We start from the raw sequence: 20,676 nt of genomic DNA on the forward strand, positions 1-20,676 counted from the left end.
AATTACTTTAATATCTCTTTAGTCGCTTCTAAATATTTAGTTTCCCATTTTTGACAAGGTTCTAAATGATTTCCTTCGGCCCATTCGTTCCAGGCATTAATAAAAAGAAAATTTTCAGGCATTGTTTCCCAGGAATAATTATTCTTTATATGTCCCAACCAATTTTTATATTGCTCAGGGCTAGAATCGTGTAATATAAATGGATTCTTTTTTCGCCGGGCTGAATTATCCCACATGGGTGTAATACCGGGGTAAACATTCGCAATAAAATCTTTATTGATTTGATTTTTTACATATTCTGCATAATTCACAAAACTAGTAACAGCAGTCACTTTAATTTTAAATTTCTTTTTTATTTTTCTAATTACTTTATCCAATAGTGTTTCAGAAAAAAAGTTATTTGGTGGACAATTCATAGAATTAGGTTGAAACTCGAAGGCAAAATCAAAGCCTTTACTTTTAGGCTCAAATTGATTGTCAGCATTGAGTGCATAACCTATATACAAATCAGGAAAACCTGCTTCTTTAGCAGCTTTTCTCCAAATATTGATTGTTTTTAATATGTCTGGAAATTGATTGGGTTTATAAACTATAAATACTGGTTTGCCTTCTACTTTAATATAATGTTCTTGTTTGAAATAGCTAATCAAATGTTCTATATGAATCAAATCATCTTCAAAACTATATTCTTGTTTAAGCAATACTTCTCTATCCAATCCATCCCAAGCACGTGTCCAGTTTTCATTAGCCCAACACAGCATAAAAGGTAAATCTTCTTTGGGATTTTTTAATTTTCTATCTAAAGGTTCGTGTAATAAGCGTTTTCCATTGAACCAATAATGATAATAACAAAAACCATGAATCCCATATTCTTTTGCCATTTGTTCCTGAGCCAAACGAGCTTCTTCCAAACGCAAATCATAAAAACCCAAATCAGCTGGTAAATGTGGCTGATAATGCCCCTCAAATAAAGGCTTAGCCTTGGTAACATTAGTCCATTCTGTAAAACCTTTACCCCACCACACATCGTTTTCAGGTATAGGGTGAAATTGCGGAAGATAGATTGCTATGGGTTTTATTTTAGTCATGTTTTTCAAAAATTTCTTTTAATGCCTGTAAATAAGATAACCCATTTTTAGAATCTGGTTCCAGATGATTTCCTTCCGCCCATTCATTCCAAGCATTTATGAAAATAAAATTTTCTTGTTCAAGTCTCTGTTGTTTTAATAAAGAGGTAATTTCATCTGTTACATCTTCTTTAAAATCAATTACATTCTGTCCTTTTATTATTATTCCTTTTTCATTCCTTCGGGCGGTATTATCCCATCCAACGAATACACATGGTAAATATTTATAATCCAATTTTTTCTTCATTAACTGTTTAGCCGCTCTGTAATTATAAACTTTTAGTTTTGAACTAAAAATTCCTAATTTCAAATTTGCTATCCATTTACCTATTGTAGCTGTATCATTAAAAGCTCCTTTTAAAACACTTAATTGTGGTTGAAAATTCAATATATCATCAAATCCTAATTTAGTCAAATCAGCAATATTATGTGAATTAGACGCTATAAAATAAGGTTCTGCAACTGCTTGTTTTTCACATTCTTCTCTAAAAACCTGAAGTGTTTTAGCTATATCAGGCATAGCTGTAGGTCTATAAAAAACAAAAACCGGTCTATCATCTACTTTTATATATCTTGAATCTTGAAATATTGGGATTAACCATTTTATATGTGCTAAATCATCTTCCTCGCTGTATGTCTGTTCAATTAAAATTTCCTTTTCTTCTCCCAGCCATCTCCTACTCCATGTTTCATTAGCCCAACAGAGCATAAAAGGCAAATCTTCTTTAGGATTTTTTAATTTTCTATCTAAAGGTTCGTGTAATAAACGTTTTCCATTAAACCAATAATGATAATAACAAAAACCATGTATTCCATACGCCTTTGCCATTTGTTCCTGAGCCAAACGAGCTTCTTCCAAACGCAAATCATAAAAACCCAAATCGGCAGGTAAATGCGGTTGATAATGCCCGTCAAATAAAGGCTTAGCCATAGTAACATTAGTCCACTCGGTAAACCCCTTACCCCACCATTCATCGTTTTCAGGTATAGGATGAAATTGCGGTAAGTATATAGCTATGGGTTTTATCTTAGGCATTAATGGCTCTTTCTATTAATTCAACAAATTTATCATAAACGTATTTCTTATTAGAATGCGTTCCTAATAAATATTCTCTAGCATTTTCACCTTTTTGTTTACGGTACAATTCATCTTCATAAAACAATAAAATTGATGAAACAATTGCTGGAATATCCAGAAAAGGTACAACAACTCCACCGTCTGATTTATTAATAAAATCTATACTACCACAAACCTCATCAAAACAAATAGTGGGTTTAGCAAAACTAGCTGCTTCTAAAACAACCAATGGATATGGATCTTCTCTTGAGGTTAATAACAATAAATCAATCTCATTATAAAATGAATCTAAAGTATCCGTAGCTAAATCAAAAAAAACTTTGTTTGTTAAATTTGCTTTCTCTAATTGATAATTCAATCTTTCTAGTTCAATCCCATTAGTCGCTCCTCTCCATTTAAAAAGGATTGAAATATCAGGATATTTTACAAACAATTGTTGGGCAACTTGCAAGAACAAATCAGGTCCTTTTCTCCAGTCTATAGTGCCACAACCACCTATAATAAATGATTGGATTTTCAAAGGTATTTGAGTTTCTAAAATCTCTTTATTTTGAATATAATAAGGCAACAAAAAGGTTTTGTTTTTAAGAATATTCAAATCTTTAATTATAAATTCTTTTACTAAACTACTAGGGACACAAAACAAATCGGTATTAGTAATTACTTTTAATAAATCCTTATTAGTCGTGAATGTTTTACTTGCCATAGACAATTCATGAATGTAAGTAATTATTCTGCCTTTATAATTGTCTTTAATAATCCCTAAAATATCTCCATTGGTTATGGTATTAGAGACAATACAATCATATTGATTTAAAAACAAAGAATCCTCAATTATCGATTTTTTTTTAAAAAACCTATTCCCTTTTTTTTGTTCATATAAACAAAAGGTTGGAGCCAACTTTTTAAAATCATTTTCTAATTCGCCACCATTTTTCAACAAAAAATGCACTTCATAATCGCTAAACAAAAGTATTAGTTCTGCCAAATTTATCAATAAAATTTGTCCTCCAGCCCTATAAGCATCATGCGATATGAAAAGAATTTTTTTCAATATTTTATAAAAAAAGTGATTTCATTTTTTCTAACATATTTTTTTTCTCTACAAATTCAAACTTAAAAAATTCAATATCCTCTTCATAAACCTTTTCTATCATTTTTTTTCTTTTATCATTATAAAAAAATGAATAGTGATTCCCTCTATTTTTCAATGTTTGATTTAATTTTTTATTAAAAAAATTGTTAGATAAATTTAAATCTTTAATGACATTATTTAAACCATAATCTAATTCATCAAAATTTATTTCTGCATTATATTTTATTCTTTCTCCATTTAAAAAGAAATATTTTTTCTGTGAATAAAGATGATCCCCTGCATAAAAACTAGTTGAATCATCATTTAATATTCTTTCAAAGTCACCACTTTTATTCAAATAATTTAAAAAACTGTCTTCTACATTCCTAACTTCTTTCATCCATTTGAAATCAGAAAAAGCCCTATCCCAGGAATTTCTATAAACAATTATTTTATAATAATTGTCCCAATGCTCTTTACTAATTAATTTTAAATCTAACAATTGTTGCGGTGTAGCATGTTGCAACCAAAGTTTATTGGTACTATCCCAACCATACAAACAATCATTTTCTTCTGCATCATAATTACTAATATCTACTCCAAAGGCGTGCTCAATTGAAGTACCTGCACATTTAGAAATATGAACAAAAATACATTTATGCTTATGTGAAATCATAATAAATTTATATTTCTTTAAAATCAGTACTTAACAAAAAAGGTTGAAAATGATCCTCTTGATGAATTATTTGAAACGAAATAACATTATTAATTCGTAAAATTGGTTCATTAGAATTTCTTTTAAATGCTGTTATATTAATAAAATAAATTCCTTTAGAAAGTTGAATATTACTATGCTGTACTTTAAAACTTAGATAATCATTATTGACTTTCATCAAATTTGAATTGTAATTTGGCTCTAAAATTGCTAATGGTCGTTGTTCTTTATCATAAATTAAGATTCTAAAAAGAGGAACTTCGATCTTCTTATTTAATTTAAAATTAAACGAAATAATCAAATCCTCTTTCCAGTTTATCTGCTGTATATTATCTTCGCTTTTTGATGTTTCTAATAATTTAACATCTAATAATTCTAAAGTTTCATCAGTATATATAATATTACTATCATTATCTACAAAACTAGTATAATACATATCAATAGCTCTACCAACATCATCTCCTTGAAAACAACTTTCCCCTCGCTCTAATAAAATTATATTATTACACAATCTAGAAACTGTGGGCATAGAATGCGAAACATAAATTATGGCGGTGTTTTTTAAAAGATTATCTATAGTCTTATAACATTTCATCATAAATCCCAAATCCCCCACAGCCAAAACTTCATCAATAATTAAGACATCAGGTTCCATTTGGGCGGCTACGGCAAAACCCAAACGTACTTTCATACCTGAGCTGTAGTTTTGTACCGGCATATCAATAAATTCTTCCAGCTCGGCAAAGGCAATGATAGCATCGAGTTTTTGGTCGATTTCTTTTTTGGTAAAACCTATTACGGCGGCATTGTTGTAGATGTTTTCTCTCCCAGAAAGAATAGGATTAAATCCCGCACCTAATTCTATCAAAGCGCCTATTTTCCCTTTGATGGTTATGGTTCCTTCATCGGGAGCAATCAAGCCATTGAGCATTTTGAGCAAGGTGCTTTTTCCGGCTCCGTTGTGTCCTATTAGCCCCAGACATTCACCCCGGCGCACTTCAAAACTAATGTCTTTTACTGCCCAGAATTCGTCTTTTCGCAAGTCTTTGTTTTGGTCTCTGCCTGTAATGCCGCTTATTAAATCCTGTACGCCGTAGAAGAGGCTTTTCTTTAAGCTCTTGGCAAATTTCTTAGAGACGTTTTCGGCTTTTATTAATACTTCTGCTTCCATTAGGCACTCATTCTTTCGGTGATAATAGGCATCGAAACACGATACACTACCATGGCAATTAGACTTAAAAACAGTGTAACTACTAAAAACCCCAACCAGAAAAAACCATATTCTATAGGCATTCCTGTGAGTGTATTTCTAATATCGGTAATAATATAACTCAGCGGATTGATTTGCATAATGGTTTGCATCAGGCCGCTTTTAGGCACTACATACAATACGGGGGTTATGTACATCAGGAGTTGGAGTCCTATAGGAATGAATTTACTGATATCGTTATATAAAATCCCAATGGGTGAAATGATAATACCAATACTAATAAAAAAGAGCATTACCAGGAACAAAAAAGGTAAAAACAACAACATGGATGTGGCAGGTATTACCTGAAAATAAAGGATAAAAAACAGAATCATGGTCAGTTTTATCAAAAAATTGAATCCTATCTTAATCAGCCCTAAGCTTATCAAAGCTTCTTTCTCAAAATTAATTTTGGTAATGATTCCTCTGTTGCCGTTGATGGTTCCCATGGGCATATTCAGGCATTCGCCAAAAATAGACCAAATGGCAGTTCCCACCAAAGCAAATAAGGGATAGGGAATGTTTGTTGGTGTCAGTTGTATGGTTCCTGAACTTTGCAAAAAAATCCAAACCATTGCATTCATAATCACTGGCAATATCACCCAAAAGATACCAAAAATGGATTGACGGTGCTGGGATGTAATGTCGCGCCTGGCTAGTTGTTTGGCCAAATGAAAGGAACTGCGGTAGCCTTTGAGGCTTTTGAGCAGAATTTCTTTAACGCTGTATTTAGTGCTATTTGAATAAATTCGGGTTTCCAATGCTGCTTGTTTTGTTTATTCTTGGCTAAGAAAGAAAATCGATATCTTACTGCTATAGGTAAATATACTACCCAATTTTTAGTATTACCAAATATATCCGACTACTTGCATAAAAAATGGTTGAAAAAAGCGGTTTCGATAGTAAAATTCTTCTCGGTTCTCAGTTGTGGGTTGTGGGTTAAATTTCTTTTTTTACCCCTACCCCTAAAGGGGGAAAAGAAATTAAGACGTAATTACTTATCCTATACGTTATAATTTTCGGCTTCCGCCGCGGCGGATTGGGGAAAACGAAAAATTATATTTTTCCTGATCATGCCAATAAAATTTCTTTTTTTACCCCTCCCTAAAGGACGTTGTGGGTTGTGCCTCTCGACTGCGCTCGAGGTGACAAACTCGACTGCGTTCTGTATTCTAAATTCTGCTGACTGTAACTTCTGACTTCTGACTTCTTTTTCTTAACTTTGCAGCATGTTTACACTATTCAAATCTAAGCCGGTTTTAAAGGACCTGATTCCCGATAACCATGTTGATATTCACTCTCATCTGCTTCCCGGAATTGATGATGGGGCAAAAACTTTTGAGGATTCCTTACGTTTAACTCAGGCCTTGAAAAGTTTTGGTATTTCTCAATTCATTACTACACCTCACATTATTCAACATGTTTGGGAGAACACCCATGAGCAGATTATAGCCAATAAAAACAGTACTGTTGAGAAACTCCATAAAAACAACATTAGAATTCCGTTTCAGGCAGCTGCCGAATATTTGATGGATGATCAGTTTGTTCGCTTGTTTCAGTCGAACGATTTATTGACCTTGAAGGATAATCACGTGTTAGTTGAAATGTCGTATATCAATGCACCTATTCAGTTGTATTCGATTTTATTCGACTTAAGAGTAGCCGGTTACACTCCAGTTTTGGCACATCCGGAAAGGTATTTGTTTTATCACAAAAATTTTAACGAATACGAAAAACTTAAAAAAGCAGGTTGTTTGTTTCAACTCAACTTACTGGCTGTAGTGGGTTATTACGGAGAAAACATTACTAAAATTGCAGAGAGCTTACTGCAAAAAGGAATGTATGATTTTGTAGGTTCTGATGTACATCATGATAATCATATTGCCGCTTTTGAACAAAAAATTAAAATAAAAGAGGTACAACCGCTAAAAGATATTATTGCTAATAATCAGTTTTTCAAATACTGATTGCGCAGATTTTTCTTTCAAAACTTTGCGGTGTTTTTTTAACCATATACCTGTCTGCCGACAGGCAGGAGTCATATAAGTTTTTATAAGTTCCTCTCTGACTGATTAAACTTTCCTGAAATAAATATAAGAACTGTCCTTTGAAACTTTGCGGTTAACATTAATACTTTGCGGTTTATTTGTCTTTACCACAATCCCAATAGCTATCTGGACTTCCAACTTCTAACTTCTAACTCCAAACCTCTAACTCCTAACTTAGCATCATTTATCCAATACCTCATAGGCCGAATTCATGCTCTTGAACTCAGGAACTATTTTTTTCATTTTGCTTACAATAGCTTCTTTTTTATGAAAATTAGCAATCGTTATCAATTCTTCGATTTCGTCGTGCAGGATTTCGAATTCTTCCTGTACTTCTTCAGCAATCATAATTTTATGATGGTGGGTAGGAATTGTTTTTGAAGTATCATTCAGTAATTCTTCGTATAATTTTTCTCCCGGACGCAAACCTACAATCTTGATTTTGATTTCTTCATCCGGTACAAAACCGGCTAGTTTGATCATTTTTCGGGCTAAATCGATAATCTTGACCGGTTTTCCCATATCGAAGATATAGATTTCGCCTCCTTTACCCATAGCTCCGGCTTCAAGAACCAACTGACAAGCCTCAGGAATGGTCATAAAATAACGAATAATATCAGGATGCGTGATGGTTATCGGTCCTCCGGAGGCAATTTGTTTGGCAAACAAAGGAACCACAGAACCATTAGATCCTAACACATTCCCAAAACGGGTGGTGATGAATTTAGTGTGTTTAAAATTTTTCTCAGCAATCGATTTGAGCTGTAAAGATTGTACGTATTTTTCAGCAATACGTTTACTGGCTCCCATTACATTACTTGGATTTACGGCCTTGTCGGTAGAAACCATTACAAAATTCTTCACTTTGTACTGACAGGACAAATCGGCTATAATTTTAGTTCCTTCCACATTAGTCAAAATGGCCTCCGATGGATTTTCTTCCATCAAAGGCACATGCTTATAGGCTGCTGCATGAAAAACCACATCGGGCAGGTGTTTTTTAAAGACAGCATTCATTGCATCTTTATTTCTAATATCGGCTATTATGGTTACTAATTTTTCCTGTAAACCCAAATTAGCCAATTCTATAGACAAATTATGCAAAGGGGTTTCAGCCTGATCCACCGCTATGATATTTTCCGGCTTATAGAGCATTACCTGTCGCACTATTTCGCTACCTATAGAACCCGCAGCACCGCTTATTAAAATAGTTTTATCTTTTAATTGTTTAGAAATCGCTTTCCCATCTAAAACAATCGGTTTACGATCCAGCAAATCTTCAATTTGTATACTTTTTACTTTTTGAGAAATCTCTTTTTGATTTTCCCAATCGGTGATTAAAGGAACGATATAAACTTTGAAATTGAACTCCAAACATTGTTCCACAACAACCAATCGTTCTTCTTTAGAAAGACTTTTATCGGCTATAATCAAACTTTCGGCTCCTACCGAACGCATAAGCGTAGGTATTTTTTTCTTTTGGACTAAAATAGGTAAGTCCATCATTCGTTTGGACGAATTTTGACTGTTCCTATCTACAAAACCTACTATTCTAAATCGGCTTGGTCTTTCCAGTTTAAGGGCATTAGCAACCGCAATAGCATTAGCATCACTTCCATAAATTAAAGTACGGGGTAAATTCAAATTACTTTTATCGGAAAAAAAATGTTCGAAAACTTTTTTGACTACAACCCGATACAAAAACAAACTGCAAAAAGAAAATACCATATTAAAAAACAAGGCGGTATTCAAATAAATTTTGTGCCCGTAAAAATACTGGTGTATAAAATTTAAACCTATAAAAAATAATAAAACTGAAACTTGAGAGAACAGCAACTTAATAGCATCAGTATAAGAAGAATGCCTTATAATACCTGCATAGGTTCTGAAAACCCAAAAGAAGACAATATTAACACCTAACAATAAACAGATGTAAGGAGCTTTATTTTCGAAAGCGATATAATTTAAACCTAAACCATTAATCAACAACCTTGAAAAGAAAAAACTAACAATCAAAACTACCACATCCAGCCCCAAAACAATCCATCGTGGCAGATAGCTTAAATTGCGAATTGTAAGCATTAAATCTCTTCTTAAAAGAAAATCAACAAACGCATTTGCACTGTATTTCTTCGTTATTTTACTCAAAATATTTTCTCTTTATTTTTAATCCTCAAAAATAGAATATAAAGACGTTAAAAAAAAACTTTTGCCCCCCCTTTCAGGGCAAACGCACGAGTTTTATTTTTGCCACGAACCTGTCTGCCGACAGGCAGGTTACACTAATTAGCACAAATAGTATTGATTCTAAAATAAATTACACAAATTTTTATCTGCCTTTGGCAGATTTGTGGAATATTATAACATCCAAATTAGTGTTATTTCGTGGCTACTTTTTTTATTTCTGGAACTGGTGCGTTTGCCATGCTCCCCCTTTTGATTAGTAACCCACTGCTAGCTTTTAGACTTTTAAATTCAGTTAATTTACAATTTATGCTTTAACAAACCCAAAAGATATTCTCCATAACCTGATTTTTTCAAAGGTTCGGCTAAATCTCTTAGTTGTTGCTCTGAAATAAATCCCTGTCGCCAGGCAATTTCTTCAATGCAGCCTACTTTTAATCCCTGACGCTCTTCAATAACCTGAACAAATTGTCCCGCCTGCATCAAACTGTTAAAAGTTCCTGTATCTAACCAGGCCGTTCCTCTACTCAATATACCAACTTTTAAAGCTCCTTTTTCTAAATAGGCTTTGTTGACATCGGTAATTTCATATTCACCTCTGGCACTTGGTTGAATATTTTTAGCGATTTCTACCACCGAATTATCATAAAAATACAATCCCGGCACTGCATAATTGGATTTGGGTTCCAATGGTTTTTCTTCAATTGAAATAGCGTTCAAATCCTTATCAAATTCAACCACTCCATAACGCTCCGGATCAGAAACATGATAAGCAAATACAACTCCTCCTTCGGGATTGCAATTAGACTGTAACAACTCATCCATATTAGAACCAAAGAAAATATTATCTCCCAGAACTAAGGCTACACTATCATTGCCTATAAATTCTTCACCAATAACAAAAGCCTGTGCCAAACCGTTAGGAACAGCCTGTTCGGCATAGCTAAATTGGCAACCTATAGCCGAACCGTCGCCCAATAATTTTTTGAAATTAGGCAAATCATGCGGGGTAGAAATTATTAAAATTTCATTAATCCCTGCTGTCATCAACGTTGACAAAGGATAATAAATCATCGGTTTGTCATACACCGGCATCATCTGTTTACTCATAGCCAATGTTAAGGGATGTAAACGGGTTCCGGAACCTCCGGCAAGTATTATTCCTTTCATGGTTTTACTAATTTTGAGAATTAATTCGAATACTGTTTCTCATAATACGAAGCATAAGCCCCGGAAGTCACATGATCCAGCCAGGTTTGATTTTCCATATACCAATTGACAGTTTTTTCCAAACCTTGTTCGAAAGTAACCGATGGTTCCCAACCTAACTCTTTGTTTATTTTAGTCGCATCAATAGCATAACGCAAATCATGTCCCGGACGGTCTTTGACATAAGTAATTAATTGTTCAGATGTTCCTTCGGCTCTGCCTAATTTTTCGTCCATAATTTTGCATAGTAACTTCACCAAATCAATATTTTGCCATTCGTTAAAACCGCCAATATTGTAGGTATCGTGATTTTTACCTTCGTGAAAAACCAAATCAATCGCAACGGCATGATCTTCTACAAACAGCCAGTCACGGGTATATTTTCCATCGCCATAAACCGGAAGTGGCTTGTTATTGATAATATTATTGATAAACAACGGAATCAATTTCTCCGGAAAATGATTCGGCCCATAATTATTGGAACAATTGGTCAGTACATAAGGCAAGCCATAAGTTTCACCATAAGCACGCACAAAATGATCGGAACTGGCCTTAGAAGCCGAATAAGGGGAATTAGGGTCGTAAGCCGTAGTCTCAGTAAACAAACCTTCAGCTCCTAAGCTACCATACACCTCATCGGTACTGATATGATAGAAACGTTTTCCTTCAATATTGTCTTTCCAAATCGTTTTAGCCGCATTTAACAAATTAACTGTCCCAATAACATTGGTTTTTACAAATGCCATCGGGTCAGTTATCGAACGATCCACATGCGATTCGGCCGCCAAATGCAATACGCCGTCAAATTGATGTTCGGCAAACAATTGATCTATAAAAGCAGCATCAACAATATCCCCTTTTATAAAAGTGTAATTAGGATACTTTTCAATATCAGCTATATTTTCCAGATTTCCGGCATACGTCAAAGCATCCAAATTAAAGATTTGACACTCCGGATATCTTGTAACAAAACGTCTCACCACATGAGAACCGATAAAACCGGCACCACCGGTAATTAGTATTTTTTTCATTTATTTCTAATTTTTCGAATCAATTCGGATTGACACGAATTAATTATTCTTTTTTTTCTTTCTACCTCTAAATTTTTGGCTTCAACTTCGGCGGATTGAAAAAAACAAAAAATTATGCTTTTCTTCTTCCTCAAAATTTCTTTTTCTTTCCCCTCCCTAAAGGGTGGAAAAATAAATTTACTAACTCCCCCTACTTCCATCTTCTAACTTCCATCTTCTAACTTCCATCTTCTAACTTCTAACTTCCAACTTCTAACCTCTAACTTTCAATAGTTCCATACATTTTCTCAAACTTTCCTTATATCCGGGAACAGCAACACCAAAAGTAGTTTTGATTTTTGTTTTATCCAATAAAGAATAAGCGGGGCGTTTAGCCGGTGTTGGATATGCTGAAGAAGGAATTCCGCTAACAGTACAATCAAAACCTCCTATTTCCTGAATGGCTAAAGCAAATTGATACCAACTGATTTCACCTTCATTGGAGAAATTATAAATTCCGGCTTGCCAATTTGAATGATTGATAATAGTTAGAATAGCCTGAGCCAAATCGGCGGCATAAGTCGGACTTCCTATTTGGTCGTTTACCACATTCAGACTATCGCGTTCCTGCATTAAACGCGACATTGTTTTTACAAAATTATTTCCAAAACTGGAATACACCCAGGAAGTTCGAATAATAATCGCATTAGGATTATTCTGCATACAGGCTTTTTCCCCTGCCAGCTTGGTTACTCCATACACATTTATTGGAGCAGTTAGGGCATCTTCAGTCAATGCCACAGCCGAATTCCCATCAAAAACATAATCAGTCGAAACGTGAATCAATTTACAATTGTTTTCCGAACTCCATTGAGCCATAACAGCAACAGCCTGATGATTCAACACATCCGATAATTCATATTCTGATTCCGCCTTATCCACCGCAGTATGAGCAGCACAATTGATAATGATTTGCGGATTAATTTCAGCAATTGTATCCGCTAAATTTTCCAAATCACACAAATCCAATTCCTGATAATCAGTAAAAACCCATTCGAAAGCTGTGTCATAAGACAACACTCTCAATTCAGAACCTAATTGTCCATTGGCACCAGTTACAAGTATTTTTTTCATTATTTTTTTTTAACCACTAAAGTTAGAAGACACAAAGGGTTCTTTTTAAATCTTAAATAACTACATTCTTTTTTGTTTTCCCCAATCCGCCGCGGCGGAAGTCATAAATTATAACGTATAGGATCAATAATCACTTCTTAATTTATACCATTTAGAAATATAGAGAAGTCTAATTGTTTTTTGTCAAATCGAGCGCAGTCGAGATTCAATATAAGGTTCTCGACTGCGCTCGAACTGACAATAAGACCATTTTATATTTCTAAATGGTATTATTTTCCCTTTTAGGAATAAATACAAGAAAAAATTACAAACTGATAACTGATACCTGTCTCCATATAATACTAATTCTCGATTTAGATTAGATAAATTCGTGACAATTCGCGATAATTCGTTTTTAATTCGCATTTTAAAACTCCCAATCAATATCCTTAAAGTACGGCAATACCAAATCCTTTTCAGAGACAATCACTTCATCTTTATTTAGCTGCCAATCAATATTTAAAGCAGGATCATCATAGCGAATTCCTCTTTCACTCTCTTTGTCATACACCTGATCTACTTTATACAATACCGAAGCCGTTTCGCTCAATACCGAAAAACCATGAGCAAAACCATGTGGAATCATTAACTGTTTTTTGTTTTCGGCACTTAAAACCACCGAAAAATGCTGCCCAAAAGTTGGTGAATCTTTCCTAATATCGACTGCTACATCGAGAATTTCTCCTTCTAACACACGAACTAATTTGGCCTGAGCAAAAGGATTAATCTGCAAATGCAAACCACGGATAACCCCTCTTTTAGAAAAAGACTGATTGTCCTGAATAAAATTATAGCTAATCCCGTTTTGGTTAAACTTAGCTTGATTGTAGGCTTCAAAAAAGTACCCTCTTTCATCATTAAAAACAGAGGGATTAATGATTACTAAATCCTGAATAGGTGTTTTTTCAATTGTCATTTTATAAGATTGGATAAATTAAAAAGCATCAAAAATTCATAAAATTGATGTTTTATAAACTTTTGATGCTGTATGCTCTGTATGAGTTAATAAATTATGAATTAAATATTTTCTTATACCATGGTTTCTTTTCTACTTTTACACCGTATCCATAACCATAGCCGTAACCTTTAGTAGAATCAGTATCATTTAGCAACATACACATATTAGGTAGTTTTTGATCTCGATACAAACCGTTAGGAATATCAAGCATACGTTTTTCTAAGAAATTAGCTCGGGCTACATATATAAAAGTATCAGCATGCTTGGCTATTAATAATGTGTCTGTAACCAAACTAACCGGAGCCGTATCTACAATAATATAATCGTATTGTTGCTTTATCGTTTCAAAAAAGGAATCAACTTTTTTACTCATCAACAATTCAGCCGGATTAGGAGGAATGACACCTGCCGGAAGAATATGAAAGTCTTCGTAACCTTTTTGTTTTATTATTAAATCATCTAAACTTAAATCTTTGGATGACAAATAATTGGTAAAACCTCTGTCCGGCAATGTTAAGTAATCATCTAATCTTGGATTTCTGATATCCATACCCACTAACAGGACTTTTTTACCGGAAAGCGCAAAAGTAGCTGCCAGATTCACCGATACAAAAGTCTTTCCTTCTTTAGGGAAGGTAGAGGTAAGGAATATAGTTTTGGCTATTCCCTCAGGAACTCTACTGACCATAAATTCCAGATTGGTTCTAATAATACGCAGAGCTTCGGCAGAGCTGGATCTGCTTTCCGATTGCATAATCGTCGAAGCATCCTCAGAAGTAGGCACATCGCCTATAAAAGGAATTTGTGTTCGTCCTTGTAAATCCAGACGACTTTTTATTTTAGTATCTAAGAAATCAATTAAAAAAATAATTCCAACAGGAATTAACAAACCTAACAATAATGCGCCTAAATATATTATTCTGGGATTTATAGAAACTGCTCCGGTAGATAGGGCAGCATCAATCACTTTCGCATTAGGTTCTGTTGAGGATAAGGCTAAAGCGGTTTCTTCCCTTTTTTGCAACAAATACAAATACAATTCTTCTTTTACTTTCTGTTGGCGCTCAATATCTCTAAATTGACGTTCCTGAGAAGGTATTTTTTGTATTTTACTGTTAAATAGGTTTTCATTTTGTTCAATATTCCTTTTTTGTATTTTTAGAATAGATTGACTTTTATCTAAACTGGACAACAAGGTCGATTTCAAACTAGCCAACTGTTCATCTATCTTCATAACTGTTGGATTTGAAGCCGTAGCCGATTTCAACATTCTGTTTCTTTCCAAAATCAGATCGTTGTATGAACTTATCAGTGTAGAAGCATCCCCATCAATATCCGAAAAAAGATTAGCTGGTAATAAGTTCTCATTAGTACTTTTCTTGACATATTCAACAACTGAATTCAACACATTTAGTTGAACCTGAACATCAATAGCTTTTCTGTTAAACTCAGTAGATCCTGTTACATAAAGTTCGGATTCTGATTCTAAATTTGTTAGTTTATTACTAACCTTAAATTGCTCTACATTCTTTTCAACATCAACTAATTCTTCGCTTATCAATTTCAATCTATTGGCGACAAAAACGGAAGTATTCTTTGAAATAAACTCCTTATCACTTACTGCTTTTTCATTGTAAGTCTTCACTAAACAATCTAAAAACAGTTCTGCTTTTTTTTCTACAGGATCATTAATATTTAAAACAATTACATTACTACCTTTAGTGAGAGGCTCTATTTGTAATCTACTTCTATAACTGGCAGCAACTTCTTTAAGAGGTTTTACTAAAATAGTTAACGGCTGTACTTTATCATCACTACTATGTTTTTTAGTTATAATTAAATCACCATAAGGTGTTTTAACAGACTGACCATATTTATATTGATTGGCTTTAAAGAAATGATTTGTACTTGACAATTTAAAAGTTCCCGAGAGGGTTTCTTCAAATTCAAAATGCATATCTTGTTCATAAAATGCATCCGTCTGATTCACAAAATGAACCTCTATTGGTGTGTTATCAAATAGTTCAATATCTAATACTTTACCGTGAGAAATACATAAAACATTAAAATTTAGCTTTTTAACAACAGATTCAGATAATGTTCTTGACTTCATAATTTCAATTTCGTCATCAACATTTCTTGTTCCACTATTGATCCCTAAATCAGAAAATGCCGCCGCTTCTGAAAGCCTGCCTCCCTTTTTAGTATCCTTCATTAAGATTTTAGTCGAAGCATTATAAATAGGCTTACTGTATCTTAACTTTAAAAATGTTATAAAAAAAACTACAAATACACTAAGAACAAACCATTTCCAGTGTATTAGATACTTATTAATCTCTGCTTTTAGATCAAAATCCTGTCCAAAATCTTCATTTGACATTGTATTCTCCATAGAAATTATCTTGTAAGTATTAAAACAAATGAAAGTAAACTAACCGCAAATGAAGTTAATGTGGTCACTAAAGTAAGATCAGGACTAAGCGTTCTGTTTTTTGGTTCAACATAAACAACATCATTTTGAGCCAGATAATAATACGGAGAATTAATAAAATCTGCATTGGTTACATCTACTCTAAAATAAGATTTCACCCCATCTATTTCTCTTATCACTAAAATATTCTTTCTATTAGCAGTTGTTTTTAAATCGCCTGATTTGGTCAACGCTTCAATCAAAGTAATTCTATCCGAAGCTACATCAACAATCCCTGGCCCATTAACTTCACCATGTACCGCTACTTTAAAATTTTGAAGTCTAACAGTAATAATTGGATTTTTAATATAAGCCGAAATTTTCTTTTTGAAAAGTGCCAATACCTCTGAACGCGTCATTCCGCTTAATTTCAATTTTCCCAGTTCCGGGAAATCGATATAGCCATCAGCATCCACTAAATAATCATTTATAGCTGATTTATTCAACTGTGTCTGACTATTCCCTTCTGCAATTACGTTCATAGGATTCAAATTAAAAGGAGCTGTGATTTTAGGATCTTCAGCGGATATATTAATCTGCAACAAATCATCAGGCTGAATTCTTATTTCATAAGAATTTAATTTTGCCGAAGCCATTTCATCAATATTTTGATAATAAAGTATGTTTTTTTTAGGAGTACAGGAAAAAAACAAGAACATCAAAAAGAGAAAAATAGTACTTTTTGACAAACAGAAATATTTCATAAAATTATATTTTTGGTGCAAATATAAGGAATTCGATGCCTAGGCTTAACAATGCACTAACAATTTATTTTGTAGAATTATATCTACAACTTAATAAATTCTAAAAACAGTTTTTCGATTCTTGACCGGTCTTCATCAGTCAAATTAGATCCTGAAGGCAAACACAAGCCTTTTTCAAACAGATTTTGAGCTATACTTTTACCATAATAAGGATATGCTTCAAATACAGGCTGCAAGTGCATCGGTTTCCACAAAGGACGGGATTCTACATCTCCTGCTTCTAATACCAGTCGGATTTGCTCTGCTGTAATTCCGTTCGTTTTTTCTGGATCAACCACAATGGCTGTCAACCAATGATTAGACACATAATCCGTATTAGGAGCGTCAAAAACTGTAATTCCTTCTATATCTTTAAATAATTCTTTATAAAAATCATTCATCTTTCTTCGCAAAGCAATATGGGCATCTAAAACTTCCATTTGCCCACGACCTATTCCCGCACAAATATTACTCATACGATAGTTATATCCCACTTCAGAATGTTGGTAATGAGGCGCGTTATCTCTTGCCTGAGTGGCTAAAAAAACAGCTTTGTCTTTTAATTCTTTACTGGGAGTAACAATGGCACCACCTCCTGAGGTAGTTATGATTTTATTTCCATTAAAAGACAGAATACCAATATCTCCAAAAGTTCCGCATTGCTTTCCTTTATACCTACTTCCTAAGGCTTCGGCACTGTCCTCTAAAATGGGGATTCGATATTTAGCTGCTACCGCTTTTATTTCGGCAACTCTAAATGGCATTCCGTATAAATGCACCGCTATGATAGCTTTGGGCTTTTTACCTTTAGCCATTCGGTCAACAATAGCTTCTTCTAAGGCTATTGGACATAGATTCCAGGTTTCACTTTCAGAATCCACAAAAACAGGAGTCGCACCCAAATACAAAATAGGATTAGCCGAAGCCGAAAAAGTCATACTCTGACAAATGACTTCATCACCCGCTAGAATGCCTAATAAAATCAATCCCAAATGAATCGCTGCTGTTCCGGAACTCAAAGCTCCTACATAACATTCGTTTCCTAAATAATTTTCTAAATCCTGTTCAAAACCGTTAACATTAGGACCTAATGGTGCTACCCAGTTAGTATCAAAAGCTTGCTGTACGTATTTTTGTTCGCTTCCTCCCATGTGAGGAGACGAAAGCCATATTTTTGAGTTATTCATTATTGTTTTTATTATTAAACATATACCTGTCTGCCGACAGGCAGGAGTCATATAAGTTTTTATTTCTTTCGTTAACCATAGCAGTTTTAAATAAGTTCAAAGAAGCTCCCTACTTTTAAAACAATTAACTTATATATTTTTTTTACTTTTTATTATCGTACCCGGGTTTCCAACAACAACTGCATAATCAGGCACATCTTTGATAATTACCGCTCCTGCACCAATCGTAGCCCATTTGCCAATTGTAATACCCTGAATTACTTTGGCTCCAATTCCGATATGAGTACCCTCTCCCACTTTTACTCCACCTGCTAATGCACAATTAGGTGATAAATGGACATAATCCTCCACCACACAATCGTGTTCCACTATTGCCGCTGTGTTGATTATACAATGCTTCCCAATAGATGCATCAACATTTATAATTGCCCCTGGAGCAACTACTGTACCTTCTCCTAAGGTTGCAAATTTTGAAATTATAGCCTGTAAATGAATCGCCAGATGAAAACCACCACCAAGTCTTTGGGCTATTTTTTTTCTGATCACATTATCACCTATTGAAACAATACATTTTTGTGATTTTTCTGTACTAAATTCCTTCGAATGAATTACCGGAATTCCTAATAGCATTTCTGCGTTAGGATTATCATCAACAATAAAACGAACCTCTTCTTTATTCGATTGCAAAATATCTATCACTACTTTGCAATGTCCGCTGGCTCCGTATAAAAATAGTTTATTTTCCATTAAAAGGTTCTATTGTGGCAGCATCAGCCGCATTAATTCCTTCACTTTTTATTACTTTCAAAACGGTTTTGAATAGAATTTTCAAATCCAAAACAAATGAAATATTCTCGACATACCAAACATCCAACTCAAATTTGGTATCCCATGAAATGGCATTACGTCCATTTACCTGTGCCCAACCGGTAATACCGGGTTTCACTTCGTGTCGTCTGTTTTGAAAATCAGAATACAAATCCAGATAATGAACCAACAAAGGTCTGGGGCCTATCAGACTCATATCCCCCTTTAAAACATTGAGTAATTGCGGGATTTCATCCAAAGAGGTTTTTCTAACGAAGCTACCTATTTTAGTCAATCGCTCAGCATCTGGCAATAAATTCCCATTCGCATCTTTTTTATCATTCATAGTTTTGAATTTGGCAATTTTGAAAATTTCACCATGCTTTCCAGGACGCAACTGAAAGAAAAAAGGTTTTCCCTCATTAGCAAAATACAAGAAGACAGTAACTGCAATAAATATTGGACTCAAAATTATTAATCCTATTAAAGCTGCAACAAAATCTAATACTCTTTTAAAAAAATATTTATACATTAGAATTAGTTGAATGAATAATTGAAAACTTTGATTTTAATCTCAAAAAACGGTTTTCAAAATAAAAATAACTAAAATGAGATATTAGTATTGTTAATGTTATAATTAGACCAAAAACCAAAATAGTATAAATCATTTCATCCAAATGATTTGTATTTTTAAAAAAATGTGATACCAAAAGAATTAGCAAAGGATGATATACATAAATACCAAAAGACAATTGTCCAAAATATGACATTATTTTATTTTCTAAATTCACAACTCTATTTTTGATGTTTATCTGGCCAATAATAATACATAGAGTCACAAATCCAATTAAAAAAATCTCGATAATTGAGTTGAAAAAATTAAGTTGGTTTGTAATTAATAACAACATAATAACCCAAGAAAAATATTGAATCCATTTTAGATTTAAAAAATCTATTATTTTACTTTTTTCAAGATATAAAATTGCACCAAGAGCTCCAAGCAACATGCAATCAAATCTATTCACTACTGAATACAATGCTATCAAACTAAAAGGCATTTTATACCAAATAAAAATTCTAAATAAAGCCAAAACTGTAATCAAAAATAAAATTACTTTTTTTAATTTTATTTTAAAGAAAAGAAATAAAAAAGGCCAGAATAAATAAAATTGTTCTTCAACTCCAATTGACCAAAAATGATCCAAAGCTAGTAATGCCTTCTCCGTTACAAACGGCACATTTGCTAAAAAAAAAGTATAATAAAGAAAAGTTGAAATTGACGGTAAACTTCCATACAAAACAAATATTGTTATTACAACAATAAAAAAATAAAGATAATATAGTGGCCAAATCCTTAATATTCGCCGAATATAAAAAGCCTTAATATTTATAGTTCCTGTTTTTTCTAACTCTTTGTACAATAAAAATGTTATAAGAAATCCACTTAAAACAAAAAACATGGTTACTCCATGCTCCCCTAACAACCAACCTCCCGGTTTACCTTCTTCATTAAAACCAAACAAAGAAATATTAATTATATTAAATTTATTCAATGCTAAATTTATGTGAGACACCATAACACCAATAGCTGCAATCGTTCGAATTCCATTTAAGCCTGACAAAAAAACAGGTTTATTCTCCAT

18 protein-coding genes are annotated in these 20,676 nt (G+C 33.4%); 1 reads left to right on the forward strand and 17 read right to left on the reverse strand.

Annotated elements, in window-relative coordinates; genetic code table 11:
• Positions 1-2: 2 nt before the first annotated feature.
• The 6 genes from FDM27_RS14740 to FDM27_RS14765 are packed head-to-tail and all read right to left on the reverse strand — an operon-like array spanning position 3 to position 6,005.
• A complete protein-coding gene (locus FDM27_RS14740; protein WP_140487636.1) occupies positions 3-1,088 on the reverse strand; it encodes a glycoside hydrolase family 99-like domain-containing protein in 1,086 nt (361 codons plus the stop codon).
• The gene (locus FDM27_RS14745; protein ID WP_140487638.1) at positions 1,081-2,163 is read right to left on the reverse strand and encodes a glycoside hydrolase family 99-like domain-containing protein; all 1,083 of its coding nucleotides are present in this window, start codon (positions 2,161-2,163) and stop codon (positions 1,081-1,083) included. The genes FDM27_RS14740 and FDM27_RS14745 overlap by 8 nt, the downstream gene beginning before the upstream one ends.
• Positions 2,156-3,259 carry a glycosyltransferase family 4 protein gene (locus FDM27_RS14750; RefSeq protein ID WP_140487641.1) on the reverse strand — a complete coding sequence of 368 codons (1,104 nt, stop codon included), beginning with the start codon at positions 3,257-3,259 and terminating at the stop codon, positions 2,156-2,158. Before FDM27_RS14750 ends, FDM27_RS14745 begins: the two co-directional genes overlap by 8 nt.
• A gap of 4 nt (positions 3,260-3,263) precedes the next feature.
• On the reverse strand, positions 3,264-3,956 hold the full coding sequence (locus FDM27_RS14755) for a sulfotransferase family 2 domain-containing protein (RefSeq protein ID WP_140487643.1): 693 nt from the start codon (positions 3,954-3,956) through the stop codon (positions 3,264-3,266).
• Between the two features lie 7 nt (positions 3,957-3,963).
• Positions 3,964-5,166 carry a polysaccharide ABC transporter ATP-binding protein gene (locus FDM27_RS14760; RefSeq protein WP_140487645.1) on the reverse strand — a complete coding sequence of 401 codons (1,203 nt, stop codon included), beginning with the start codon at positions 5,164-5,166 and terminating at the stop codon, positions 3,964-3,966.
• Entirely contained in the window at positions 5,166-6,005 is an 840-nt protein-coding gene (locus FDM27_RS14765; RefSeq protein WP_140487647.1) for an ABC transporter permease, read from the reverse strand. Before FDM27_RS14765 ends, FDM27_RS14760 begins: the two co-directional genes overlap by 1 nt.
• 468 nt (positions 6,006-6,473) lie before the next feature.
• Here FDM27_RS14765 and FDM27_RS14770 point away from each other — a divergent pair, with 468 nt between their 5' ends.
• Entirely contained in the window at positions 6,474-7,211 is a 738-nt protein-coding gene (locus FDM27_RS14770; protein ID WP_140487649.1) for a tyrosine-protein phosphatase, read from the forward strand.
• Between the two features lie 261 nt (positions 7,212-7,472).
• On the opposite strand, the gene FDM27_RS14775 is transcribed toward FDM27_RS14770, so the two are convergent.
• The 11 genes from FDM27_RS14775 to FDM27_RS14825 all read right to left on the reverse strand — a co-directional run bounded on the left by FDM27_RS14775 (position 7,473) and on the right by FDM27_RS14825 (position 20,676).
• Positions 7,473-9,374: a polysaccharide biosynthesis protein gene (locus FDM27_RS14775; RefSeq protein WP_140487818.1), complete on the reverse strand. Its 1,902-nt coding sequence runs from the start codon at positions 9,372-9,374 to the stop codon at positions 7,473-7,475.
• Between the two features lie 402 nt (positions 9,375-9,776).
• A complete protein-coding gene (gene rfbA, locus FDM27_RS14780; RefSeq protein ID WP_071183792.1) occupies positions 9,777-10,646 on the reverse strand; it encodes a glucose-1-phosphate thymidylyltransferase RfbA in 870 nt (289 codons plus the stop codon).
• Between the two features lie 20 nt (positions 10,647-10,666).
• Positions 10,667-11,716 (reverse strand): dTDP-glucose 4,6-dehydratase, encoded by a 1,050-nt coding sequence (gene rfbB, locus FDM27_RS14785; protein ID WP_140487651.1) that lies wholly within the window; start codon positions 11,714-11,716, stop codon positions 10,667-10,669.
• Between the two features lie 252 nt (positions 11,717-11,968).
• Positions 11,969-12,829 (reverse strand): dTDP-4-dehydrorhamnose reductase, encoded by an 861-nt coding sequence (gene rfbD, locus FDM27_RS14790; RefSeq protein ID WP_140487654.1) that lies wholly within the window; start codon positions 12,827-12,829, stop codon positions 11,969-11,971.
• A gap of 406 nt (positions 12,830-13,235) precedes the next feature.
• Positions 13,236-13,784 (reverse strand): dTDP-4-dehydrorhamnose 3,5-epimerase, encoded by a 549-nt coding sequence (gene rfbC, locus FDM27_RS14795; protein ID WP_140487657.1) that lies wholly within the window; start codon positions 13,782-13,784, stop codon positions 13,236-13,238.
• 94 nt (positions 13,785-13,878) lie between these two features.
• Entirely contained in the window at positions 13,879-16,218 is a 2,340-nt protein-coding gene (locus tag FDM27_RS14800) for a GumC family protein (RefSeq protein ID WP_140487659.1), read from the reverse strand.
• 5 nt (positions 16,219-16,223) lie between these two features.
• Positions 16,224-17,000, reverse strand: coding sequence for a polysaccharide biosynthesis/export family protein (locus FDM27_RS14805; RefSeq protein ID WP_140487662.1), 777 nt, complete (start codon positions 16,998-17,000; stop codon positions 16,224-16,226).
• Between the two features lie 83 nt (positions 17,001-17,083).
• Positions 17,084-18,226: a DegT/DnrJ/EryC1/StrS family aminotransferase gene (locus tag FDM27_RS14810; protein WP_140487664.1), complete on the reverse strand. Its 1,143-nt coding sequence runs from the start codon at positions 18,224-18,226 to the stop codon at positions 17,084-17,086.
• A gap of 129 nt (positions 18,227-18,355) precedes the next feature.
• On the reverse strand, positions 18,356-18,973 hold the full coding sequence (locus FDM27_RS14815) for an acetyltransferase (RefSeq protein ID WP_140487666.1): 618 nt from the start codon (positions 18,971-18,973) through the stop codon (positions 18,356-18,358).
• Positions 18,963-19,565: a sugar transferase gene (locus FDM27_RS14820; protein WP_140487668.1), complete on the reverse strand. Its 603-nt coding sequence runs from the start codon at positions 19,563-19,565 to the stop codon at positions 18,963-18,965. Before FDM27_RS14820 ends, FDM27_RS14815 begins: the two co-directional genes overlap by 11 nt.
• The gene (locus FDM27_RS14825; protein ID WP_140487670.1) at positions 19,558-20,676 is read right to left on the reverse strand and encodes an acyltransferase family protein; all 1,119 of its coding nucleotides are present in this window, start codon (positions 20,674-20,676) and stop codon (positions 19,558-19,560) included. The genes FDM27_RS14820 and FDM27_RS14825 overlap by 8 nt, the downstream gene beginning before the upstream one ends.

Origin of the sequence: Flavobacterium sp. GSA192, from assembly GCF_006386525.1 — a bacterium.
Lineage (GTDB): Bacteria > Bacteroidota > Bacteroidia > Flavobacteriales > Flavobacteriaceae > Flavobacterium > Flavobacterium commune.

Bases quoted from the DNA above. Each gene is read 5' to 3' on its own strand.
- FDM27_RS14740 (WP_140487636.1), bottom strand. From the start codon at position 1,088: ATGACTAAAATAAAACCCATAGCAATCTATCTTCCGCAATTTCACCCT.
- FDM27_RS14745 (WP_140487638.1), bottom strand. From the start codon at position 2,163: ATGCCTAAGATAAAACCCATAGCTATATACTTACCGCAATTTCATCCT.
- FDM27_RS14755 (WP_140487643.1), bottom strand. From the start codon at position 3,956: ATGATTTCACATAAGCATAAATGTATTTTTGTTCATATTTCTAAATGT.
- FDM27_RS14760 (WP_140487645.1), bottom strand. From the start codon at position 5,166: ATGGAAGCAGAAGTATTAATAAAAGCCGAAAACGTCTCTAAGAAATTT.
- FDM27_RS14770 (WP_140487649.1), top strand. From the start codon at position 6,474: ATGTTTACACTATTCAAATCTAAGCCGGTTTTAAAGGACCTGATTCCC.
- FDM27_RS14775 (WP_140487818.1), bottom strand. From the start codon at position 9,374: ATGCTTACAATTCGCAATTTAAGCTATCTGCCACGATGGATTGTTTTG.
- rfbA (WP_071183792.1), bottom strand. From the start codon at position 10,646: ATGAAAGGAATAATACTTGCCGGAGGTTCCGGAACCCGTTTACATCCC.
- rfbB (WP_140487651.1), bottom strand. From the start codon at position 11,716: ATGAAAAAAATACTAATTACCGGTGGTGCCGGTTTTATCGGTTCTCAT.
- rfbD (WP_140487654.1), bottom strand. From the start codon at position 12,829: ATGAAAAAAATACTTGTAACTGGTGCCAATGGACAATTAGGTTCTGAA.
- rfbC (WP_140487657.1), bottom strand. From the start codon at position 13,784: ATGACAATTGAAAAAACACCTATTCAGGATTTAGTAATCATTAATCCC.
- FDM27_RS14800 (WP_140487659.1), bottom strand. From the start codon at position 16,218: ATGGAGAATACAATGTCAAATGAAGATTTTGGACAGGATTTTGATCTA.
- FDM27_RS14805 (WP_140487662.1), bottom strand. From the start codon at position 17,000: ATGAAATATTTCTGTTTGTCAAAAAGTACTATTTTTCTCTTTTTGATG.
- FDM27_RS14810 (WP_140487664.1), bottom strand. From the start codon at position 18,226: ATGAATAACTCAAAAATATGGCTTTCGTCTCCTCACATGGGAGGAAGC.
- FDM27_RS14815 (WP_140487666.1), bottom strand. From the start codon at position 18,973: ATGGAAAATAAACTATTTTTATACGGAGCCAGCGGACATTGCAAAGTA.
- FDM27_RS14820 (WP_140487668.1), bottom strand. From the start codon at position 19,565: ATGTATAAATATTTTTTTAAAAGAGTATTAGATTTTGTTGCAGCTTTA.
- FDM27_RS14825 (WP_140487670.1), bottom strand. From the start codon at position 20,676: ATGGAGAATAAACCTGTTTTTTTGTCAGGCTTAAATGGAATTCGAACG.